Annotated in this window: 18 protein-coding genes and 1 pseudogene; 7 read left to right on the forward strand and 12 right to left on the reverse strand. The window is 67.8% G+C overall.

Annotated features, from left to right (window positions below):
- The first annotated feature begins 72 nt into the window (after window positions 1-72).
- On the forward strand, window positions 73-978 hold the full coding sequence (locus ACPEH8_RS10635) for an aspartyl/asparaginyl beta-hydroxylase domain-containing protein (RefSeq protein ID WP_026070635.1): 906 nt from the start codon (window positions 73-75) through the stop codon (window positions 976-978).
- A 132-nt stretch (window positions 979-1,110) separates the two neighbouring features.
- On the opposite strand, the gene speE is transcribed toward ACPEH8_RS10635, so the two are convergent.
- On the reverse strand, window positions 1,111-1,965 hold the full coding sequence (speE, locus tag ACPEH8_RS10640; RefSeq protein ID WP_017355131.1) for a polyamine aminopropyltransferase: 855 nt from the start codon (window positions 1,963-1,965) through the stop codon (window positions 1,111-1,113).
- A gap of 189 nt (window positions 1,966-2,154) precedes the next feature.
- On the opposite strand from speE, the gene speA reads away from it, so the two are divergent.
- Together speA and ACPEH8_RS10650 are read left to right on the forward strand one after the other, a co-directional pair.
- On the forward strand, window positions 2,155-4,044 hold the full coding sequence (gene speA, locus ACPEH8_RS10645; RefSeq protein ID WP_017355132.1) for an arginine decarboxylase: 1,890 nt from the start codon (window positions 2,155-2,157) through the stop codon (window positions 4,042-4,044).
- A 43-nt stretch (window positions 4,045-4,087) separates the two neighbouring features.
- Window positions 4,088-4,411, forward strand: coding sequence for a DUF6122 family protein (locus tag ACPEH8_RS10650; RefSeq protein WP_017355133.1), 324 nt, complete (start codon window positions 4,088-4,090; stop codon window positions 4,409-4,411).
- Between the two features lie 25 nt (window positions 4,412-4,436).
- On the opposite strand, the gene ACPEH8_RS10655 is transcribed toward ACPEH8_RS10650, so the two are convergent.
- From ACPEH8_RS10655 to ACPEH8_RS10665, 3 genes are read right to left on the reverse strand one after another with little or no spacing between them, the layout of a single operon-like run.
- Window positions 4,437-5,762 (reverse strand): sensor histidine kinase, encoded by a 1,326-nt coding sequence (locus ACPEH8_RS10655; protein WP_423666723.1) that lies wholly within the window; start codon window positions 5,760-5,762, stop codon window positions 4,437-4,439.
- Window positions 5,759-6,421: a response regulator transcription factor gene (locus ACPEH8_RS10660; RefSeq protein ID WP_017355135.1), complete on the reverse strand. Its 663-nt coding sequence runs from the start codon at window positions 6,419-6,421 to the stop codon at window positions 5,759-5,761. The genes ACPEH8_RS10655 and ACPEH8_RS10660 overlap by 4 nt, the downstream gene beginning before the upstream one ends.
- On the reverse strand, window positions 6,421-6,720 hold the full coding sequence (locus ACPEH8_RS10665) for a PepSY domain-containing protein (RefSeq protein WP_017355136.1): 300 nt from the start codon (window positions 6,718-6,720) through the stop codon (window positions 6,421-6,423). Before ACPEH8_RS10665 ends, ACPEH8_RS10660 begins: the two co-directional genes overlap by 1 nt.
- 137 nt (window positions 6,721-6,857) lie before the next feature.
- Here ACPEH8_RS10665 and ACPEH8_RS10670 point away from each other — a divergent pair, with 137 nt between their 5' ends.
- On the forward strand, window positions 6,858-7,292 hold the full coding sequence (locus ACPEH8_RS10670; protein WP_017355137.1) for a PepSY domain-containing protein: 435 nt from the start codon (window positions 6,858-6,860) through the stop codon (window positions 7,290-7,292).
- 66 nt (window positions 7,293-7,358) lie between these two features.
- Here ACPEH8_RS10670 and ACPEH8_RS10675 read toward each other — a convergent pair whose 3' ends face one another.
- From ACPEH8_RS10675 to ACPEH8_RS10685, 3 genes are all read right to left on the reverse strand, one after another.
- Entirely contained in the window at window positions 7,359-7,850 is a 492-nt protein-coding gene (locus ACPEH8_RS10675; RefSeq protein ID WP_153165061.1) for a hypothetical protein, read from the reverse strand.
- Between the two features lie 98 nt (window positions 7,851-7,948).
- Entirely contained in the window at window positions 7,949-9,160 is a 1,212-nt protein-coding gene (locus ACPEH8_RS10680; RefSeq protein WP_423666725.1) for an NAD(P)/FAD-dependent oxidoreductase, read from the reverse strand.
- Window positions 9,161-9,226: 66 nt separating this feature from the next.
- A complete protein-coding gene (locus ACPEH8_RS10685) occupies window positions 9,227-9,721 on the reverse strand; it encodes a lipocalin family protein (protein ID WP_423666727.1) in 495 nt (164 codons plus the stop codon).
- 164 nt (window positions 9,722-9,885) lie between these two features.
- Here ACPEH8_RS10685 and ACPEH8_RS10690 point away from each other — a divergent pair, with 164 nt between their 5' ends.
- Window positions 9,886-10,134 (forward strand): hypothetical protein, encoded by a 249-nt coding sequence (locus ACPEH8_RS10690; protein WP_017355141.1) that lies wholly within the window; start codon window positions 9,886-9,888, stop codon window positions 10,132-10,134.
- A gap of 83 nt (window positions 10,135-10,217) precedes the next feature.
- Window positions 10,218-12,635, forward strand: a complete 2,418-nt coding sequence (locus tag ACPEH8_RS10695; RefSeq protein ID WP_423666728.1) for a DUF3772 domain-containing protein — start codon at window positions 10,218-10,220, stop codon at window positions 12,633-12,635.
- 43 nt (window positions 12,636-12,678) lie between these two features.
- Here the strand turns inward: ACPEH8_RS10695 and ACPEH8_RS10700 are convergent, their stop codons facing one another.
- The gene (locus tag ACPEH8_RS10700) at window positions 12,679-14,787 is read right to left on the reverse strand and encodes a phosphoglycerol transferase I (protein ID WP_166473531.1); all 2,109 of its coding nucleotides are present in this window, start codon (window positions 14,785-14,787) and stop codon (window positions 12,679-12,681) included.
- Between the two features lie 262 nt (window positions 14,788-15,049).
- A pseudogene (locus ACPEH8_RS10705) lies at window positions 15,050-16,696 on the reverse strand (ABC1 kinase family protein); the annotation flags it as partial.
- 176 nt (window positions 16,697-16,872) lie between these two features.
- Between ACPEH8_RS10705 and ACPEH8_RS10710 the strand changes: the two are divergent.
- Window positions 16,873-17,811 (forward strand): DUF808 domain-containing protein, encoded by a 939-nt coding sequence (locus ACPEH8_RS10710; RefSeq protein ID WP_017355145.1) that lies wholly within the window; start codon window positions 16,873-16,875, stop codon window positions 17,809-17,811.
- Between the two features lie 28 nt (window positions 17,812-17,839).
- Here the strand turns inward: ACPEH8_RS10710 and ACPEH8_RS10715 are convergent, their stop codons facing one another.
- Genes ACPEH8_RS10715 through ACPEH8_RS10725 form a run of 3 tightly spaced genes read right to left on the reverse strand, consistent with a single transcriptional unit; the run spans window position 17,840 to window position 20,632 of the window.
- Window positions 17,840-18,493, reverse strand: coding sequence for a hypothetical protein (locus tag ACPEH8_RS10715; RefSeq protein WP_423666730.1), 654 nt, complete (start codon window positions 18,491-18,493; stop codon window positions 17,840-17,842).
- 10 nt (window positions 18,494-18,503) lie between these two features.
- A complete protein-coding gene (locus tag ACPEH8_RS10720; protein ID WP_136004638.1) occupies window positions 18,504-19,019 on the reverse strand; it encodes an RNA polymerase sigma factor in 516 nt (171 codons plus the stop codon).
- A 50-nt stretch (window positions 19,020-19,069) separates the two neighbouring features.
- Window positions 19,070-20,632, reverse strand: a complete 1,563-nt coding sequence (locus ACPEH8_RS10725; RefSeq protein ID WP_017355148.1) for a GGDEF domain-containing protein — start codon at window positions 20,630-20,632, stop codon at window positions 19,070-19,072.
- Between the last annotated feature and the right edge of the window lie 12 nt (window positions 20,633-20,644).

Here is a 20,644-nt window from a genome sequence, read left to right on the forward strand (position 1 = left end):
CGCCTTGCCGGTGCCGGATTCTCCCGTGCCCCGTCCCCCCATTTCAGGTCCGGCCCTGCCGGAGGAACACTGATGATCAAGATTGTGCTGGCCGTGCTGTTCATCGCCTGCGTGCTGTACATCCATTACCGCGGCAAGGTGCGTGCGCGCTGGTCGCGTCAGCTGCTGGACCATTCCAGCTTCATGGCTCCGATCAACGTGATCATGTACATGTTCTCCAAGGTCCCGACCACGCCGTTCCTGGACCCGGGCAAGGCGTTCCCGCAGCTCGAACCGCTGCGCGAGAACTGGCAGATGATCCGCGACGAAGCGCTGGCGCTGCGCGATGCGGACAAGATCGCTGCGTCGAGCACGTTCAACGATGCCGGCTTCAATTCGTTCTTCCGCCGCGGCTGGAAGCGTTTCTACCTGAAGTGGTACGGCCCGTCGCACCCGTCGGCCAGGACGCTGTGCCCGAAGACCACCGCCTTGCTGGAGTCGCTGCCGGACGTGCGCGCGGCGATGTTCGCCCAGCTGCCTTCGGGCAGCGAGCTGCGCCCGCACCGCGACCCCTTTGCCGGCTCGCTGCGCCTGCACCTGGGCCTGGCAACGCCGAACGATGACGCCTGCTACATCGAAGTGGACGGCATCAGGAAGAGCTGGCGCGACGGCGAGTGGATGATGTTCGATGAAACCTACATCCACCATGCGCACAATGAGACGCAGGACGACCGGGTGATCCTGTTCTGCGACATCGCCCGCCCGCTGCGCTTCGGCCTGCCGGGCCTGTTCAACCGTGCGGTGGCGTCCACGCTGCTGGCCGGTGGCGCCTCGCCGAACCTGCCGGGCGATCCTACCGGTGGCGTCAACAAGGCCTTTGGCGGCGTCTACAAGGTGCGCCTGAAGGCCAAGGCGCTGCGCGAGCGCAGTGTGGTGGCCTACCAGGTGATCAAGTGGGGCCTGGTGGTGGCGGTGATCGCGGGGATCTGGGCGATCTGAGGCCTTGCTGCCTGGGGGGCCGGTCAGCGGCCTGGCACTACCGGACACAGAAAACCCGCGCTGTTGCCAGCGCGGGTTTTTGTTGGGCCACAGGCCACCGGCAGAGCCGACCAACGGTCGGCGTCCAACGCATCAGCCCTTCAGGGCGGCCGCGACGAACGGCGGGGTGACCAGCACGCCGGTATGCAGCGCGGCGGTGTAGTACAGCGTATCGAACGACTTGGAGGCCGAATCGGCCTGGCGGAAGTCGAAGCTGCTCTGGCCCTTGCGCGCCAGCGTCACGCTCCACCAGCCGGTGGGGTAGCACGGCTGCGGGAACGGCAGGGTCTTGAACGAACCGAAGCCGGCCTTGCCCATTTCGGTGCGCATTTCGTTGATCAGGTCCAGCTGCATCAGCGGCGACTCGGACTGCTGCACCAGGATGCCGTCGTCCTTGAGCGCCTTGAAGCAGCTCTCGTAGAAGGCCTTGTTGAACAGGCCTTCGCCCGGGCCGACCGGATCGGTGGAATCGACGATCACCACGTCCACGCTGCCGGCCGGGCAGTTGGCCATGTAGGCCACGCCGTCATCGAACATCAGCTCGGCGCGCGGGTCATCGTTGGACTCGCACAGTTCCGGGAAGTGCTTGCGGGCCATCACGGTGACCTGCTCGTCGATGTCGCACTGGGTCACGCTCTCCACGCCCGGGTGCTTGAGCACCTCGCGCAGGGTGCCGCAGTCGCCGCCGCCGATGATCACCACGCGCTTGGGCGCGGCATGGGTGAACAGCACCGGGTGGCTGATCATCTCGTGATAGAAGAAGTTGTCCTTGCTGGTCAGCATGATGGCGCCATCGATGGTCATCAGGTTGCCCCAGTCGCTGGTCGCGAAGATCTCGATCTTCTGGAACGGCGACTGCACTTCGTCCAGCTTGCCGGTCAGGCGGTAGCCGATGGCCGAGCCGGTGCGCTCGAAGTGCTCGATGTACCAGTTGTTGTTGTCAGTCATGGAGAAACGGTCCTGTTCGGGGTGTTGGAGCCGGGCTGGCGGCGGAGGCCGCGTGGCACTAGCCACATCCGGACGGGTCGGCCCGTTCAGGTTCTGACCTGGGCACGGGCGCGGGCGCGCATGATAACGGAGCTGTCGCCATATAGGCGTTATCATGCACCCCCTTTTTTACCAACCAGGCCCACTGAAATGACCGATTGGTCCCTCGACCAAGCCCGCAAGACCTACTCGATTCCGCATTGGGCGGATGGTTACTTCGACGTGGATCAGGCAGGACACATGGTGGTGAGACCGACTGGCCAGGACGGCCCGGTGGTGTCCTTGCCGAAAATCGTCGACGCCGCCCGCGAGGCCGGCGCGAAGCTGCCGCTGCTGGTGCGTTTCCCGGACATCCTGGGCCAGCGGCTGGGCAAGCTGCAGGCGGCCTTCGCCCAGGCGCAGGCCGATTGGGAGTACCCGGGCGGTTACACCGCCGTGTACCCGATCAAGGTCAACCAGCACCGCGGCGTGGCGGGCACCCTGGCCAGCCACCACGGCGAGGGCTTCGGCCTGGAAGCGGGCAGCAAGCCGGAACTGATGGCCGTGCTGGCGCTGTCGCGCCCGGGTGGGCTGATCGTCTGCAACGGCTACAAGGACCGCGAGTACATCCGGCTGGCCCTGATCGGGCGCAAGCTGGGCCTGCAGACCTTCATCGTGATCGAAAAGCCATCCGAGCTGAAGCTGGTGCTGGAGGAATCCAAGGCGCTGGACGTCAAGCCGGGCCTGGGCGTGCGCATGCGGCTGGCCTCGCTGGGTGCGGGCAAGTGGCAGAACAGCGGCGGCGACAAGGCCAAGTTCGGTCTGTCCCCGCGCCAGCTGCTGGACCTGTGGAAGTCGCTGCGCGACACCGAATACGCCGACTGCCTGAGCCTGCTGCATTTCCATATGGGCTCGCAGATCTCCAACGTGCGTGACATCGCCAACGGCATGCGCGAGGCCACCCGCTACTTCGTGGAGCTGTCGCGCCTGGGCGCGAAGATCACCCACGTGGACGTGGGCGGTGGCCTGGGCGTGGATTACGAAGGCACCCGCTCGCGCAGCTTCTGCTCGATCAATTACGGGCTGAACTCCTACGCCAGCAACATCGTGCAGCCGCTGGCCAACGCCTGCGAGGAGCACGGCCTGACCCCGCCGCGCATCGTCACCGAATGCGGCCGCGCGATGACGGCGCACCATGCGGTGCTGATCGCCAACGTGTCCGAGGTGGAAGAGGCGCAGGAAGGCCGTGTGCCGGACCAGCACGATGACGAGCCGGCGGCGATCCGCCACCTGCGCGAGATCCATGCCGAGCTCGACGAGCGCCCGGCGGTGGAACTGTTCCAGGAAGCCCAGCATTTCCATGCCGAAGGCCTGTCCAGCTACGCGCTGGGCCAGATCGACCTGCCGCAGCGTGCGCGCATCGACGACCTGTTCTATGCCATTGCCCACGCCGTGCGCGCGCGCCTGAGCTATGACGAGAAGAGCCATCGCCCGGCGCTGGACGAGCTGAACGAGCGGCTGGTGGACAAATACTTCGTCAACTTCAGCGTGTTCGAGTCGATCCCCGATGCATGGGCGATCGACCAGGTGTTCCCGATCGTCCCGATCGAGCGCCTGAACGAGCAGCCGGCACGCCGCGGCATCATCGCCGACATGACCTGCGATTCGGACGGCATGGTCAAGACCTATGTCGAAAACGAGAGCCTGGACAGCTCGCTGCCGCTGCACGCGATGAATCCAGGCGAGAGCTATCGCATCGGCTTCTTCATGGTCGGTGCGTACCAGGAGATTCTGGGCGACATCCACAACCTGTTCGGCGACACCGACGCGGTGGAAGTGCTGGCCGACGCCGATGGCTACGCCATCACCCAGCAGCGACGCGGCGATACCACCGATGTGATGCTGGACTACGTGGGCTACAGCCTGGCCGATCTGCGCGCGAGCTATGCCGCACGCGTGGCGGCGGCGAACCTGTCGCCGGCGCGTGCGCAGGAGCTGTCCGATGCGCTGGAAGCGGGTCTGACCGGCTATACCTACCTGTCCGACGAGCCGCTGGTCTGATCGGCGCGGTCCACCGCATCCGGGTCTGTGGCGCGGCGGCACGATGAGCAGCCGCGCCATCATTCACCTGTTGCTGCATGCCGCCGTGCCGGCGCTGCTGGCGTGGCTGTTCTGGCGCAAGCGGTTCGCCTCGGCATGGCTGTTGCTGCTGCTGGGCTGGATCATCGACCTGGACCACCTGCTGGCCGACCCGATCTACGCCCCCAACCGCTGCAGCATCGGCTTCCATCCGTTGCACACCGCGCCGGCAATCGCTGTGTATGCCGGGCTGTGCGTGCCAAAGAAGACGCGGTTGTTCGGCATCGGGTTGATCGTGCACATCGTGCTGGATGCCATCGACTGCTGGTGGATGCACGCAGGCAGGTGAGGGCAGCGCCGCCGTATCCCGTCGCTCAGCCTGCGGGCAGTGTCAACGTCGCGCGCAGGCCGGGATGTCCATTGCGCAGTACCAGCGTACCGCCGTAGCTCTCGGCGATATCGGCCACGATCGCCAGGCCCAGTCCGCTGCCGGGCATGCGTTCGTCCAGGCGCACGCCACGGCCGAGCGCGCGCGCCAGATCGTCCTCGGGCAGGCCGCTGCCATCGTCGTTCACGTCGATGCGCATGCGGTTGCCGATGTGCGCCACGGTCACCTGCACCCGATGCGCGGCCCATTTGCCGGCGTTGTCGAGCAGGTTGCCGAGCATTTCCTCCAGATCTTCGCGCGCGCCGGCGAACAGCCCCTGCGCGTCCGGATCGTAGTGGAAGGACACCTCGCGCCCGACGTGCACGCGCTGCATCAGCCCGCACAGGCTGGCCAGCACCGGCGCCACCGGCGTCCTCTGCTGGCTGTCCGCACCGATGCCGGCGGCCAGGTAGCGCTCGATGCTGGCCTGCATCCGCGCGGTTTCGCTGCGCAGGGTCTGCCGCCAGTCGCTGCCCTCGCTTTCGGCCTCGGTGGCGAGCACGGTCAACGGGGTCTTCAGGGCGTGGGAAAGATCCTCGGCACTGCGGCGCGCGCGCAGCACCATGCGTGCATGGTGGTCGAGCAGATCGTTGAGCTGCGCCGCCAGCGGGGCGACTTCCTTGACCAGACCCTGCTGCGGGAAGCGCACCTGTTCGCCGTTACGCACCTGCCCGGCAATGCGGCCGAGCTCGGACAGCGGGCGCAGGCCGTAGTGCACCTGGGTGACCAGCACCGCGAACCACAGGGCGATCAGCACGGCCAGGGCCAGCGCGGTGCGCTTGCGGAACGCGCTGACCTGGGCGTCGAGTTCACTGCGGTCGGTGGCCACCACCACCTGCAGCGGTGTCGACATGCGCGGCAATGTCACCTGCTGCGCCAGGGCGCGCAGCGGCTGCTGCAGCGGCCCGGTGGTGTCGTAGGCCTGCGCTGGGCCGGTCCGCAGCGTGGCGGGTGTCAGCAGGGTGTCGTCCCACAGCGAACGCGACTGGCCCAGCGGCTGGCCCTTGGCATCCTGCACCTGCCAGTAGGTGCCGGAGAACACCCGCTGGTAGCGCTCGTCCGACAGTGCCCGGCGCAGCTGCAGGCCGCCCTGCGCGTCGCTTTCGGCCAGTGCCAGCACCGCGATCAGTTCGTTGCCCAGGCGCTGGTCCATCGCTGCGCGCGCCGAGCGCTCGAACATCGCGCCCAGCCACCAGGTGGCCACGGCCGAAACCAGAATCAACCCCAGTCCGCCGGCGAGCAGCAGGCGGGTGCGCAGCGAGCCGCTGGTCATGGCGCGGCCGACAGCCGGAACCCCTGCCCGCGGTGGGTGTGGATCAGCTCGGCGCCGAGCTTGCGGCGGATCCGCCCGATCAGCACGTCCAGCGTGTTCGAATCGGGGTCGAAGCCCGCGTCGTAGACGTGTTCGCCCAGGCGCGACCGGCTGATCACGATGTCCGGGTGATGCATGAAGTAGCTGAGGATGCGGTGCTCCTGCGGGCTCAGGTGCAGCAGCTCGCCGCCCAGCTCGAAGCGGCCGGCATTGACGTCCAGCAGCAGCGGCCCGCACTGCAGGCGCGGGCTTGCGTGGCCGGCGCTGCGGCGGATCAGGGCGCGCAGGCGCAGCAGCAGCTCTTCGGGTTGGAACGGTTTGGTCAGGTAGTCATCGGCGCCGGCGTCGAAACCGGCCAGCTTGTCGTGCCAGCGGGCCCGCGCGGTCAGTACCAGCACCGGGAACCCCTGGCCGGCCTGGCGCCAGCGCTCGATCACGCTCAGGCCATCCAGGCCGGGCAGACCGAGATCGACCACCGCCGCGGCAATGTCCTCGATCTGCCCCAGTTCTTCCACCGCGCGGCCCTCGGCGCTGTGCAGGACGACGTAACCGGCGTCCTCCAGCAAACGCTGCAGGCGGCTGGCGAGCAGGGCGTCGTCCTCGGCAAGCAGGATCCGCATCAGTCTTCTTCCATCTTCAGCAGGCGCCCGCTGCGGGCATCATAGTCGAGCTCCATCACCACGCCGCTGGGACCGAGAATCTCGATCTCGTAGCGGTCATCGTCCAGCTCCACCTCCACCAGCGTGCCCGGATAGCGGCGCATCGCGTCGGCGACGACCTGCTCCAAGGGCACATACCGGCCCTGGCGGACCGCCTGGCGTACCGCGTCCTGCTGGCGCGCGCCGCCGTCGAGCACCCGTGCGGGGTCCTGCGGGGCGATACCAAGCAACAGCGGCAACAGCAGCGGGAGGGCGGACATGGTCAATGATCGTGGGCGGATGCATACGGTATACGGTGCACGTCTAAACGCTGCCTAACAACCGGCCTCATGGTGCGGTTAGGCCCGCTTGCCAGACTGGCGGTGCCGGAATCGCCCGGCCACCCCTGGAGCCTCCCATGAACATTCCGATGCTGACTGCCGCCCTGACGGCGGCGCTGTTCTCCGCCCCGGCTTTCGCCGCCGATCTGACCGCTGCCGATGTGCAGGCCAAGCTGCGTGCGGCCGGCTACACGCAGGTGCATGAGCTGGATCGCGAGGACGGCGTGTGGGAAGCCGACGTCACCCGCGCCGATGGCACCGTCGACGACGTGATCGTCGATCCGTCCAATGGCGAGATTTTCGATGCCCGCGGCGGGCGCCCCGTGCTCGATGCCGGGCAGATCCTGGCGCTGGCCGGCAAGGCCGGTTTCCGGAAGATCGAGTCGTTCGAACGCGACGGCGCCACCTGGACGCTGGACGCCCGCAATGCCCGCGACCAGCGCGTCGAGGTGCGCATGAGCGGTTACGACGGCCGCGTGCTGTCGAGCCGTCGCGACCGCTGGTGGGACTGACCGCGCACGGCGGAAACGAGAACGGCCGGGGTGCCCCGGCCGTGGATGCTGGTGTCGCTGGCCGGCTTACCAGCCGATCGGCGGCGGGTCCCAGTAGCCCGGGCCACGCCCGTAGCCATACCCGCCATACGGACCGAAGAAGCCCGGCCCCTTGCCTTCGCTGACCTGGATGTTGACGTTGACCCCGCGGGTCTTGCCTTCATCGTTGGTGTAGTTCTTGCTGAGGTTGAGTTCGGCGGCGTTGAAATGCGTGTTGCCGTAGTTCTTCGCGTAGCCGATCCCGGTGGTGAAGCTGCCGTTGATGCGCAGCTTGTCGTCGGTGACCTCGGCGATGCCGTTGCCGGCGCGCTCGCTGACCCGGCGGCCGCTCTTGTCACCGTAGAAGGTACCCGGCGGATCGCCGCGCAGCGACGGGTCGCCCAGATACTGCAGCGGCTGGTCGGGGATGGTCAGGTCCAGGCCGGTGGCCGACTGGGGGCCGGTGGCGCCTGCAGCGGACTGGGCCAACGCCACACCGGGCATGGACAGGCACAGCAGCAGGGCAAGCAGGCGGATCATGGGAAGCTCCGGGGCGGACAGGCGGGACGGCCGACAGCGCTGACGCTAGCAGCCGATTCTTGAATGATGCCTGTCATGCCGCCAGTTGCAAGGGGAACTCAGCCGAGGCGGTCGAATCCGAACAGCGCCGCCAGTGGATGCCCCCGGCGTTCGATCCGGGCCCGCAGCAGCCCGGCGCCGATCATCGAGTAGGTAATGCCGTTGCCGCCGTAAGCCATCGCGAACTGCACGCGCGGCCCCCACTGTTCATGCGGACCGAAGAACGGCAATCCGTCGGCGGTCTCGGCGAAGGTCCCGGCCCATGAGAATGCCGGCGTGGGGGCGAGCCGGGGGAACCAGTCCAGCAGCTGCTTCATGAGCTTGTCTGCCTTGCCTTCCACCCGCCGGTCGCGCCGTGCCGGAATGTCGATGGCATCGTCCAGCCCGCCCACCAGCAGGCGGCGGTCGCCGGTGGCACGCAGGTACAGATAGGGGCGTGCGCTTTCCCACACCATCGTGCGCTGCAGGGGACCCAGCACCGCGGCATCGACAGGATCGGTGATGAAGGCATAGCTGCTGCGGTTGCGTGCGACGCGCTGCCTGATCCAGCGCTGGTTGGCGTATCCCATCGCCAGCACCACATGGCCCGCGCGGATCGTCGCCCCGGATTCGGTCTGGGCCGTGACGCCCCGCGTGCCCGGCGTCAGCGTGTGCAGGACCGTGCGATCGTGAATGTGACCGCCGCGCCGGCGCACCCGCTTCAGCAGTCCATAGGTGAGGCAGTACGGGTCGGCCCGCGCCGCCTGCCGGGTCAGCAATGCGCCGCCAGCATCCACATCGAAGCGCTCCGCCAGCGCCTCCGGGCCGAGCCAGCGGGCGTCCAGGCCGGCACTGCGACGTGCCTGGCCCTCAGCCATCAGGCGGGGTACGTCGCGGCGGCGACTGGCCAGGTACAGGCTGTCCATGCGCCGGAAGTCCACGTCCTTCAGGCCGCGCGCCACGTCGCCCAGTGCCGGGATCGCCTCGGCACAGGCGCGGTAGGCCAGCGTTGCCGCCTCGTGACCATAGCGCTGGGCCAGTTCCAGCAGATGGGTGTCGATCTCGTACTGCAGCAGCGCGGTGCTGGCGGCGGTGCTGCCCCAGCCGATGTCGCGCTGCTCGATCAGGGCGACCTCATGGCCGTGCCCTGACAGCTCATCGGCGATCAGCGCGCCGGTGATGCCGCCGCCGACCACCAGCACATCGCAGCGCAGGTCGCGCTCCAGCGGGGGAAATGCCTGGATCAGTCCGTTGCGTACAGCCCACCAGGGATAACCACTTTTCAGATCCATGCGCTGCCTTTTGCAGAGTTGGTTTCATCCATGTCGGCTGGCTGAGCGTCCACGCCTGCCAGCCCATCAGGCGGTGGGATGGCCGGTGTGCGGCGTGTGGATCAGGTCGGTGAGGTCGAAGCCCTGTTGACGTGCACAGGCCAGGTAATGGTCCTGCACGGTGCGGTCCAGCGTCGGCGTGCGCGAGAGCAGCCAGAGGAACTTGCGGTCCGGGCTGCCAACCAGCGACACGCTGTAGTCCGGGGCGATCTGGATCACCCAGTAGTCGCCCTTGGTGAATGGCAGCCAGCGCAGGCCCTTGGGCAGGAAACTGACCGCCAGCCGCGCGCTGTCGTCACCGGTCACGCTCGCCTCGCCGATGGCTTCCTCGACCTCGCCATCCATCCGGCACCGATTGCGTACCTGCACGTTGCCGTTGTCCTGCAGCGTGTAATGCGCCGAGACGTCGGTGCAGCCCTCCGGCTCGTGCCGCATCGGCAATCGCGCGATTTCGTACCAGGTGCCCAGGTAGCGCGGCAGTTTCAGGTGGGGCACGGTCTTGAGGTCGTCGGAGGTGTTCATCGCGGCCAGAGAAGGGAAGAGGCCTCCACGATGCCCACGCCACCGCCACGGGCGGGTGAAGCCCGGGCGAGCGGGGCGTCGAGACAGTGCGTTGTCGCGGTGGGGTGCTGCGGCCCGGGGGGGCGGCGCTATGCTGTGGATGGACCAGAGCGAGGGAGGTGCGGATGTATCAGGTGATTCTGCTCACGAGCGACAGCGGCTTCGTACGCGACCGCTGGGATACGGTGGACGACGTGGTCGAGCACCAGGGCATCAGCTATTCGCTGCGCGCCGGGCCGCGCCAGCCGCTGCCCACCGACCACGCCTGGGACCCGATCGCGGTGTACGCCCCGGAAGAGATCACCGAAGAGGAATTCCAGGACTGGTACGCCCGTCTGCAGCCGCAGGTGGAAGAGCTCCGGCTGAAGTACTGAGCCGCGCATACCCGGTCTGAACGACGCCGGGTTTATAGTTCGCGCAGGCGCGGTGGTCCGCGCGAAGCCCGTGGTGCGCCGGTTTGTCTTCCCGTTTCCCTTCTTTCCTGTCGCGGCCACTGGCGTGGTTGCTGCTGCTGGTCTGGCTCGGCATGGCGCCGGTGGCGCTGGCCCAGAACGACGACCCGGCCGAGCCCGACCCGATCGCGCAGCTGGCGCAGGCCGACAAGGACCTCAAGCAGATCCAGGCGTCGCTGGACGACGGCGATACCCTGGACACCCTCAAGACGCTGTCCGACCGCGCACTGGCGGTACAGCGTGATGCGAAGGCGGCGCGCGACGCGCTCGATCCGCAGCTCAAGCAGGTAGACGGACGGCTGGCGCAGCTGGGCGAGGTGCCCGAAGGGGCGACCGAAGCGCGCGACATCGCCCAGCAGCGCAAGGCCATGACCCAGCAGCGCGCCGATGTCGCCTCGGCCATCGCACGGGCCAACCTGCTTGCCGACAACGCCAAACAGCTGAGCGCGGACATCGAAAAGATGCGCGTGACCCAGTTCAGCGAGGAACTGGCGCGCAAGGTCAATTCACCGCTGTCGCCTTCGCTGTGGCGGCAGTTCGCCACCCATGTGCCGGCCGACATCCACCGTCTGGTGCTGCTGTACCGGCAGGGCGAGACCACCGCGCGCAAAGCCATCGCCCGGCACGGCTGGAGCGCACCGCTGACGGGCTTGGTGCTGGCGCTGCTGATGTTCTTCCCGCTGCGCCTGTGGTTGCGCGCGCTGGGCCGCCGCTATGCCGCGTCCGAGCGGGCGCCGGATGGCCGCCTGCGCCGCTCCGGGCTGGCGGTGTGGCTGCTGGCGGTGGGAACGCTGCTGCCGGGGTTCGCGGCAGTGGTGCTGGTGGCCTCGCTCGAGTCGATCGGCGCGATTCCGCCGCGCCTGCAGCAGCTGGCGCTGCACTTCCAGGTCGCCACCTTCGTTGCCGCCTTCATCACCGCGCTGAGCGCCTGCCTGCTGGTGCCCAAGCGACCCTCATGGCGGTTGCTGGCGCTCGACGACAGCGCCGCGTGGCGCCTGCGCAAGTACGCCTGGGGCGCGGCAGGGCTCACCTTCATCGGCATTCTGCTGGTGGAGATCAACCGCGCCTCGCGCACCAGCGAGATCACCACCGTTGCGGTGGATGGGCTGGTGGCCATCACCTACATGGCGCTGATCATCGCCATCCTGGTGTCGCTGGCGCGGTTGCACCGCCGCCAGGCCGCCGAGGCGGCCGCCAAGCTGGACGCGCAGGAAGGCGACGGCAAGCCCAAGGGCGTGCCGCGCCGGAGCGGCTGGATCGTGCTGGCGCGCGTGGCCGGGCATGTGGTGGTGGCCGCGGCCGTCATCGCGACCCTGCTGGGCTACCTCAACTTCGCGCTGTTCGTGGCCCAGCAGCTGGTCTGGGGGGCGGTGGTGCTGCTGGCGGCCTCGCTCCTGCTGAAATTCGCCGACGACCTGGCCACCACGATGCTCTCGCCCAGCAGCCGGGTCGGGCAGACCATCGTACTGACCACCGGGCTGAGCGGTGCCCGGGTGGAGCAGGCCGGCGTGCTGCTCTCGGCGGTGCTGCGTATCGGCGTGATTCTGCTGGCGGTCCTCGCGCTGGCGGTGCCGTTCGGCAACCTCAATGCGTTCTACGGCGGGCTGGATGCGCTGTCGGGCGGATTGAAGATCGGTGAAACCACGCTCAAGCCCAGCAGCGTGGTATATGCGCTGCTGGTGTTCCTGGTGGTGTGGGCGGTCATGCAGGCGTTCCAGCGCTGGCTCACCGAGACCTACCTGCCGAAGACCGAGCTGGATGCCGGCGCGCGCAATTCCATCAGCACCGTCACCCGCTACCTCGGCATCATCGCCGCGGTGCTGTGGGGGCTGACCGCGCTGGGCATCGGGTTCGAGAAGCTGGCGCTGGTGGTCAGCGCGCTGTCGGTGGGCATCGGCTTCGGTCTGCAGGCGATCACCCAGAACTTCGTTTCGGGCCTGATCCTGCTGGCCGAGCGGCCGGTCAAGATCGGCGACTGGGTCAAGCTGGGCGACCAGGAAGGCGACATCAAGCGCATCAGCGTGCGCTCGACCGAAATCCAGGTCGGCGACAAATCCACCCTGATCGTGCCCAACTCGGAACTGATCACCAAGACCATCCGCAACATGACGATGGGCAATGCGCAGGGGCGCATCCAGATCCAGTTCTCAGTACCGCTGAGCACCGATGTGGCTGCAGTGCGGCAGATCCTGCTGGATACCTATGCCGCCCACGTGGCGGTCCTCGCCGATCCGGCGCCGTCGGTGTTCATCGATTCGATCGCCAACGGCCAGATCGCGATCAACAGTTTCGCCTACGTCTCCGGCCCGCGCGCGGTGTACGGCGTCCGCAGCGACCTGTACTTCAACATGCTGCAGAGCTTCGCCGCCGCCGGCATCGCGTTGTCCTCGCCGACGGACATCCACCTGGTCCGCGACCGGTAATGCCGGCCGCTGGCCGGCAACTTCCCGCCGTCGCCGGGGTCCGTCAGCCGCGGTTGCCGCGGCGCGACGGCACCAGCGCGAAGGTATCCACGGCGAGCTTCTCGGCGTGGTTCAACCAGGCGCGGATCTCCAGGTCGTCCACTTCGTGATCCAGCCCGAACGGCACGTTGATACGGCCATCGGCATCGGGCTGCACCCACTGCTGGGCGACCACCACCTTGCGCTGCGATGACACCGCCTCGATCCAGAAGCCGCGGTCGGGCGACTGCCTGGCCACCATCTGCAGCATGTACTGGCCGGCGCGGGTGCGGCGGCCCTTCTGCGTGATCATGTGCGCCTGGCGGATGCTCGGGCGCGGGCCGGTGCTCGGGTCGAGCGGACCGTCCACGGCGATCCCGGTACGCAGCTGCTCATCGCGGAACAGTTTGATGCCCTTGTCCTGGTTGACCAGCATCGCGCACCAGTCACCATCGGCCGAGCCATCTTCGAAGGCGGTGCAACGATCCACATAGGCCAGGGTGTTGGCCGGGTCGGCCAGGTCGAACTGCTTGGAGGTGTTCTCCAGGTACACCGACTTCAGGTCCCACTGCTTGTCGTATTCCAGCAGCACCGGCGGTTGCACATGCTGCAGCCCGACCACGACCTGGTTGTCATCATCGATGCGCAGCTGACGGGTCTTGTCCCCCAGCCACAGCGAGCGTGAGAACGCCAGGTAACGCGGGTAGTCCCGTCCGTTGTCGCGGAAGGCCGCCGCGCTCGCACTGGCGCGGTCTGCCCGCTTGGGATCAAGCAGCGACCGGCCGAAACCGATGGCGTTGATCTGCGGTTCGAGCAGACTCAGCAGGGTGGCACCCGAATCCAGCGTGGAGGCATCGGTGGCGGCCAGCTGGCGCGGGGCAATGTCCTTGCCGAGGAACAGCAGCAGGTTCTCGCGCGACTGCCTGGCCAGCACATGGCTGAGATCGTTGGGCATGGCCAGGTGGTCCGAGGCGATCACGATCAGCGTGTCCTCGCCATACGGGCTGGCCTGGATGCGGTCGACCAGGCGGGAGATCAGCCCATCGGTGCACTTGAGGGCGTTGAGCAGGCCGATGTTGCCGTAGTCGCTCTGGTAGCGGGTGCGCTTGCAGGCCACCGGCAGGTGCCCGGCCGGGTGATGGGTATCCATCGTGAGGGTGGTCAGCATGAACGGCTCGCCCTTGCGGGAGAGCTGCATGAAGCGGTCGTAGGCCTTGTCCAGCAGCACGTCGTCATGCACGCCCCAGGTGGAGAAGTGCGCGCGTGCGATCTTCTGCTGTTTGAACCAGGCCAGGTCGTCGACCGCATCGAAACCGTGCGTGGCCAGGAACTGGCCCTTGCCGGCGAACTGGCCGTTGGCGCCACCGAGATAGTGGTTGGTGTAGCCCTGCTGCTTGAGGTAGTCGCCCAGGCACACCGCTTCGGGCAGGAAGCTGCCCATGCGGCCCATGCTGTTCTCATCGCCCTGCGCGGTGGTGAGTGGTACGCCGCACATCGACGACACCAGCCCGGCGATGGTCCAGCCGCCGCCTTCGGCCGAGGCCAGCCCGCGCACGTCCAGCGACTGCGCCGCCAGGCGGTTGAGGTTGGGCATCAGGCCGGGGAAGGTGGCCTCATCCAGATAGGTGCGCTCCAGACTCTCACCGTAGATCCACACGATGTTGCGCGGCTTGCGCAGCGGCTGCTGCGGCACGCGGTACTCCGGCGCGACCATGCTGTAATCGACCGGGCGCATCTGCTGATAGAGACGCTGGCCATCGTGATACAGCGGGCTGACCAGGATCGCGCCGAACCACACCACCACGAAGCCGCCGAAAATGGCGCCGCCGTGGCCGCTGCGCTGCCAGCGGCGGATCCGCGTCATCGCCAGTGGCAGCAGCGACACCAGCGCCAGCACGATGAAGCCGGCGATGTAGCGCTTGAAGTCGGCGATGCCTGCGCCCTCCATGTCCGCACCCAGGTGATACAGGGTGGCGGCATTGAGGCCGTCGCCGGAGAGCTTGTCGATCAGCCACCACGCGCTGAGTGCCAGCATCAGCAGTGACATCAGGCCGGCTTTCCACCACACCCACGTACGTGATGCGAGCAACAGCCAGGCGAGCAGCAACAGCGACAGCAGCAGGATCCAGAGCATAGGCACATTTGGCAGCGGAGACAGGTGGTGATGGACGTCATGACAACGTGATTCCCATCCGACCGGCTGTCCAACCACATGTGCATGACAGGCCGATGACCCGATCATGCCTGCACGAACCTGACTGAAATGTTTGTTTGGAACGACAGCAGATGTCGTTTATCGCACTGCCATCTGCGATGTAAAACACGCGTGAAAACGCGCGTCGCGTGCGGGTGCGCTGTCACGTCCAGTCGGGTGCCCACCGCAGGTGGGCAACACTTCAACGATGCCCGCGTTCTTCCCTGGAACGTGCGCGACGATCGAATATCAGCGCACTGAGGATGATGCCAAGCCCGAGGAACACGCCGATCAACATCAGCGTGAATGCGATGGCCGGGTAGCCGAACAGGTGCCAGCCGGTGTCCACCTTCATCATCATTGCCGCCGCCAGGATCAGTGCGGCGGTGACGATGCCGGCAGAGACCCGGTTGGCGATTTTCTGCAGGTTCTCCATCAACCGCGATTCTTCCAGCCCCGTCACTTTCATCTGCAGGCGGTTCTCGGCCAGCAGGGCGAGAATGTCGGTCATCTTGCGGGGGCCGTCGCGCAGCAGCTGCTGCAGCTCCATCGCCTCGCTGGCCAGGTTGGCCGCCGACAGCGACTTCTTCAGGCGTGCGCGCATCACGTGCTGCAGCTGGCGCTCGACGATGCGGCGTGTATCCAGATCCGGGGACAACAGCCGGCACACGGTTTCCAGGTTGAGCAGCGCCTTGCCGAGCAGGCTCAGTTCGGGCGGTGTGCGCAGGCCGCTGGCGGTGGCGATGCGGACCAGGTCGAGCACCACACGGCCTTCGGAGAAGCTGCTGTTGGCGGCGTAGCGCGCGATCACCTGGCCGGTTTCGCGCAGGTAGCGCTCTTCATCGAACGACTCCAGCCGCGTGCTGATGCCGATGATCTCGTCGGCCACTTCTTCACCGCGACCGTCGACCGCAGCAAACAGCAGCTTCAGCAGCCGCTCGCGCAGCCGCGGCGGCATGTGCGCCACCATGCCCAGGTCGAAGATGGCCAGACGTCCTTCCGGCGTGACGCGCAGGTTGCCTGGATGTGGATCGGCGTGGATCTCCCCATGCACGAAGATCTGGTCGACATAGCCGCGGATCAGCGCCGCCGCCAGCGGTGCCATCGGTTGTTCGGTCCGGCGCACATCAGGAATCATGTCCACGCGCACGCCCTGGGCCAGCTCCATCGTCAGCACGCGATGGCTGCAGTAGTCCCAGATCGGCTGTGGCACCCACAACGGTTTGAACGGACGCAGATGCTGGCCGAAGCGCTGCAGGTTCTCCGCTTCGGCCTGGTAGTCCAGTTCCTGCATCAGGGTCTTGGCAAACTCGTTGAGCCAGTCGCGAAGGCGCACCCGGCGCCCGACCTGGGTGAGATGGTCGGCGGCCAGCGCGAAGCTGCGCAGCACCTCCAGGTCCGAGCGGAGCTGCGCGGCCACTTCCGGCTTCTGCACCTTGACCGCCACCTCGCGCCCGTCATGCAGCGCGGCGCGGTGCACCTGCGCGATCGAGGCACACCCCAGCGGCACCGGGTCGAATGAGGAAAACAGTTTGGACACCGAGGCGCCCAGTTCCTGCTCGATGATCGCGTAGATGCGCTCCACCGGGATCGGGGCGACCTTCTCCTGCATCCGCTCCAGTGCGGTGGCGAACTCCACCGGCACCATGTCGGGCCGGGTGGAGAGCATCTGGCCGAGCTTGACGAAGGTGGGGCCCAGCGCCTCCAGATCGGTCACGAACTGCTCCGGATTGCCTTCGGGCGGCAGGTCGTGCACGGCGCGGGCATCCAGGTTCATGCCCGAGAACACGCCGGAATGGCGGTAGCGAAGCAGCAGCCGCAGGATCTGGCTGCGGCGGCTCATGCCCTTTACCAGCGAGGGCGAACCGGGGGCGACAGGTGGCGTATTCAAGCAGGACTCCGGCAACGGCGATCCACCGCAGTGTGGCCGGGTCCCGGTGGTGGAGCGGTGAATCCGGCGGCATCTACCGCGAGCGGGGCTGGATAAGTCAGAATCGGCGCTTCGATCGATCCTTTGGAAGCCTCATGGCCGGTGCCAGTCTGTTCGCGTTGCTCGATGACATTGCGTCCCTGCTGGACGACGTGTCGGTGCTGACCAAGGTGGCGGCCAAGAAAACCGCCGGTGTGCTGGGCGACGATCTGGCGCTGAACGCGCAGCAGGTCACCGGCGTCAATGCCAACCGCGAACTGCCGGTGGTGTGGGCGGTGGCCAAGGGCTCGCTGGTCAACAAGGCGATCCTGGTGCCGGCCGCGCTGGCCATCAGCGCGCTGGAAGCCTGGCTGCGCGGCAAGGGCTTCCCGGTCCCGATCGTGGTGCCGCTGATGATGATCGGCGGCGCGTTCCTGTGCTTTGAAGGCGTGGAGAAGCTGGCGCACCGCTTTCTGCATTCCAAGGAAGAGGATGAGCAGAAGAAGGCCGAGCGGGTGAAGGCGCTGGCCGACGAGAAGGTGGACATGGTGGCGTGGGAGAACGACAAGGTGAAGGGCGCGATCCGCACCGACTTCATTCTCTCGGCCGAGATCATCGTGCTGTCGCTGGGCGTGGTCTCCGCTGCGCCGTTCCTCAACCAGGTGACCGCACTGGTGGTCATCGCGCTGGCGATGACCGTGTTCGTCTATGGCCTGGTGGCCGGCATTGTGAAGCTGGACGACCTCGGTCTGTACCTGTCGCGAAAGGGCGCGGCGCTGGCCGCGTTCGGCCGTGGCCTGCTGGTCGCTGCGCCGTGGCTGATGAAGTTCCTCTCGGTCGCCGGCACCGCCGCGATGTTCCTGGTGGGTGGCGGCATCCTGGTGCACAACGTGCCGGCGCTGCACCACCTGGTGCTGTCGCTCGGTGGCGAGGGCCAGTGGGGCTGGCTGGTCAACGCGCTGGGCAACATGGTCGTTGGCGTGATCGCCGGTGCGATCGTGCTGGCTGCAGTCACCGCCGTCCAGAAGCTGCGCGGCAGGCACGCCGCGCACTGATCCCCGCAGCGCGGGGTGGAACCCGGCGCTACGACCAGTCGCGCAGTCCGTCCAGCTCGGCGCGTGCCTGTGCCAATCGGCGCCCGGAAAGGGCGTCAACCGCGCGCTGCAGGCGAGGTGACTGGGGATCGCGGGCGAACCAGCGCCGCGCCAGAAGCAGCAGCGCCACCATCAGCGCCGTGCCGGCCACCAGTGACACCAGCAGCCAGCGCGCGGCATACACCGCCAGGTCCACGCCCCAGGCCTGCCAGGCCAGCAGTACCGGCACCGCCAGCCACAACCAGCACCAGGGCAGCCCCAGCAGCAGCTCGCCGAAGGCGGTGTGCATGCGCAGCGACGCCAGCACGCGCGACTGCTCCACCACGGGCTGGTCGGGCTGCAGTTGCCGGCGCAGGTGCAGCCGCGCGGCGCTGGCGATGATCACCGCCACGCTGTAGGCATGCAGCGCGAGCGCGCTGACCATCACCGCCAGCGGCGGCTGCTGCCACCACACGCTGCCGCAGTAGATCGCCAGCGCCAGCCAGAACAGCAGCTGCACGACCTGCAGTGTCCCGAAGGCCGACAGCTGGCGCTGCACGGCGTGCTGCCGGTGGCGGCGCCAGGCATCCATCGCGGCGGGGCCCTCGTTGCCGTCGGTGCTGGCGTACTGCTGCCAGAGATGCTGGAGCGGGTCGTTGTGCATGGTGGTGCCCTCAGAGAGTGGGGTCGAACCGCGCCCGCAGCTGCTGGCGCAGGCGGTGCAGGCGGGTGGAGACATTGGCGCTGCTGATGCCCAGGATCTCGGCGATCTGGCGGTGGTCGTGGTCATCCAGGTGCAGCAGCATCAGCGCCCGGTCCAGGGGCGGCAGCGCCCGGATCGCCGCCTCCAGCTGCCGCAGCGTCTGCCGGTGTTCAGCCGGCACACCGTCGTCGGCGGCCAATGCCGCCTCGTCCAGCACCGCGTGGTGGCGCTGGCGCAGCTGCTGGCGGCGCAACTGCGAGATGGCCACGTTCAACGCCACCCGGTACAGCCAGGTGGAGAAGCGGGCGCGCGCCGGATCGAAGCTGTCGAAAGCATCCCAGGCCTGCACGCTGATGTCCTGGATCAGGTCCAGCCGGTCCTCGTGGTGGGCGCAGTAGCCGCGGGCGATCTTCAGCACGATGCCGCGGTGCTGGGCCAGCAACGCGGCGAACTGGGCGCGGGGATCGGCAGGGGCGGTGGCAGTCATGTCCATACCCGGATGATTCGCAGGGACGCGGCCGATATCACACGGTGCGCTCAGCGCGGAGGATCGGCCGCCTGCACGCGGTTCTTGCCAACCCGCTTGGCCGCATAGAGGGCCGCATCGGCCCGGCGCAGCAGCGTGTCGGCGTCCTCGCCCGGCTGCCACTGCGCGATGCCGGCGCTGAAGTGCACCGGCACCCGCTGCTGGTCCAGAGGCAGCGGGCGCTGGGCCAGCGAGCGCTGCAGGCGCAGCAGGGTGGACATGCTGTCCGCACCCGGCGTTTCCGGCAGCAGCAGCACGAACTCATCGCCGCCCAGGCGCGCGATCGCATCGCTGCTGCGCAGGTGCAGCTGGCAGACCGCGACCAGGTGCCGCAGGACCGCATCGCCGCCGGCATGGCCGTGCGTATCGTTGGTCTGGTGGAAGTCGTCCAGGTCGATCAGGGCCAGCGCCAGCGGGTGGGCCTGCCGGGCGGCCCGGGCCAGTTCGCGCTCCAGCAGTTCATCGAAGCCACGGCGGTTGAGCGCGCCGGTCAGGGGATCGGTGCGGACCAGTCCGGAAACATCGCGCAGTTCCTGCTCCAGCTCGGCGATGCGCGCTTCGGCCTGTTCGACTTCGCGGCGTGCGTTGCCCAGGTGGTCGCGTGCCTGCAGGGCCTGTTCCTGGACCCGGCCGGTGTCCTGCAGCACATCCTGAAGCAGCAGGTTGAGGTCGGCGATGCTGCGTGCTTCCTTCAATGCCAGGGCATAGCTGCTGATCCGGTCGTGGTACTCGCCGGTACTGACCGCCATGCCGTCCAGGCGTTCGATGAAGCCTCCCATCAGGTGTTTCATGGCCGCCTTGGAGTCGCTGATGCCCTGCTTGAGCAGCCCCTGCTTGTAGATCACCTCGCGCAGGTTGGCGCGCGCCTGTTCGACCGAGTCGCGGTCCAGCGGGCCACCGATCAGGGCCCGCACCGCGTGCACCTGGCCGTGCAGCCAGCTGCTGTCGTCGAGCAGCTCGCCGATGTTGTCCAGCAGCAGGTCGAACAGGCTCAGCAGCAGCTCCTGCTGCTCCTGCCAGCCATCGCTGCGCACGCCGATCTGGTGGGTGAGCTCGCGCAGGCGCTGCTCGATCGGCTGCAGCGGCTGGCCGGGATGCCAATGGCGCAGGTCGCCGGCGATGCGCGCCGGTTCGTCCTTCAGCTCGGGCATGTTCTGCAGCAGGCTGGCCACCGTGACCCCGAGCGTGTGCCGCAGCAGCTCGCGCAGGCGCAGGCTGTCGGGCTGCCCGTCCGGGCTTTCCTGCTCGATGGTGCGGATGTACTTGTCGATCAGCTGGCGCATCGCGCGGCCGTAGCTGACCCAGTCGGCGCTGCGCTGCGCCGATTGCAGGCGCAGTCCCATGTCGCCCAGCTCGCCCGGCAGCGTGGACATGCCGTGGGCAAAGGCAGCCAGCAGCGGCTCGGGCTGCTCGGCCCCGGCGAACAGGCGCTGCAGCATCGCGCTGCTGCCGCCCTTGGGACCGGCGGCAGCGACGCCGGCCTCCTCGATCACGCGGGTGTCGACCTGGCGCCGCGACAGCAGCCGGCCCACGGCGGTACCGGGGCTGGGGGGAGCGTCGTGCGGGTCGGTCATGCGCAGGTCCTT

Source organism: Stenotrophomonas sp. NPDC077461 (assembly GCF_049545475.1).
Classification (GTDB): Bacteria; Pseudomonadota; Gammaproteobacteria; order Xanthomonadales; family Xanthomonadaceae; genus Stenotrophomonas; species Stenotrophomonas nematodicola.

What these genes read in the sequence shown, in the direction of transcription:
- ACPEH8_RS10685 (WP_423666727.1), bottom strand. Translation starts at nt 9,721, where the DNA reads ATGAACACCTCCGACGACCTCAAGACCGTGCCCCACCTGAAACTGCCG.
- ACPEH8_RS10635 (WP_026070635.1), top strand. Translation starts at nt 73, where the DNA reads ATGATCAAGATTGTGCTGGCCGTGCTGTTCATCGCCTGCGTGCTGTAC.
- speE (WP_017355131.1), bottom strand. Translation starts at nt 1,965, where the DNA reads ATGACTGACAACAACAACTGGTACATCGAGCACTTCGAGCGCACCGGC.
- ACPEH8_RS10690 (WP_017355141.1), top strand. Translation starts at nt 9,886, where the DNA reads ATGTATCAGGTGATTCTGCTCACGAGCGACAGCGGCTTCGTACGCGAC.
- ACPEH8_RS10650 (WP_017355133.1), top strand. Translation starts at nt 4,088, where the DNA reads ATGAGCAGCCGCGCCATCATTCACCTGTTGCTGCATGCCGCCGTGCCG.
- ACPEH8_RS10670 (WP_017355137.1), top strand. Translation starts at nt 6,858, where the DNA reads ATGAACATTCCGATGCTGACTGCCGCCCTGACGGCGGCGCTGTTCTCC.
- ACPEH8_RS10725 (WP_017355148.1), bottom strand. Translation starts at nt 20,632, where the DNA reads ATGACCGACCCGCACGACGCTCCCCCCAGCCCCGGTACCGCCGTGGGC.
- ACPEH8_RS10665 (WP_017355136.1), bottom strand. Translation starts at nt 6,720, where the DNA reads ATGTCCGCCCTCCCGCTGCTGTTGCCGCTGTTGCTTGGTATCGCCCCG.
- ACPEH8_RS10710 (WP_017355145.1), top strand. Translation starts at nt 16,873, where the DNA reads ATGGCCGGTGCCAGTCTGTTCGCGTTGCTCGATGACATTGCGTCCCTG.
- ACPEH8_RS10660 (WP_017355135.1), bottom strand. Translation starts at nt 6,421, where the DNA reads ATGCGGATCCTGCTTGCCGAGGACGACGCCCTGCTCGCCAGCCGCCTG.
- ACPEH8_RS10680 (WP_423666725.1), bottom strand. Translation starts at nt 9,160, where the DNA reads ATGGATCTGAAAAGTGGTTATCCCTGGTGGGCTGTACGCAACGGACTG.
- ACPEH8_RS10675 (WP_153165061.1), bottom strand. Translation starts at nt 7,850, where the DNA reads ATGATCCGCCTGCTTGCCCTGCTGCTGTGCCTGTCCATGCCCGGTGTG.
- ACPEH8_RS10655 (WP_423666723.1), bottom strand. Translation starts at nt 5,762, where the DNA reads ATGACCAGCGGCTCGCTGCGCACCCGCCTGCTGCTCGCCGGCGGACTG.
- ACPEH8_RS10700 (WP_166473531.1), bottom strand. Translation starts at nt 14,787, where the DNA reads ATGCTCTGGATCCTGCTGCTGTCGCTGTTGCTGCTCGCCTGGCTGTTG.
- speA (WP_017355132.1), top strand. Translation starts at nt 2,155, where the DNA reads ATGACCGATTGGTCCCTCGACCAAGCCCGCAAGACCTACTCGATTCCG.
- ACPEH8_RS10715 (WP_423666730.1), bottom strand. Translation starts at nt 18,493, where the DNA reads ATGCACAACGACCCGCTCCAGCATCTCTGGCAGCAGTACGCCAGCACC.
- ACPEH8_RS10720 (WP_136004638.1), bottom strand. Translation starts at nt 19,019, where the DNA reads ATGACTGCCACCGCCCCTGCCGATCCCCGCGCCCAGTTCGCCGCGTTG.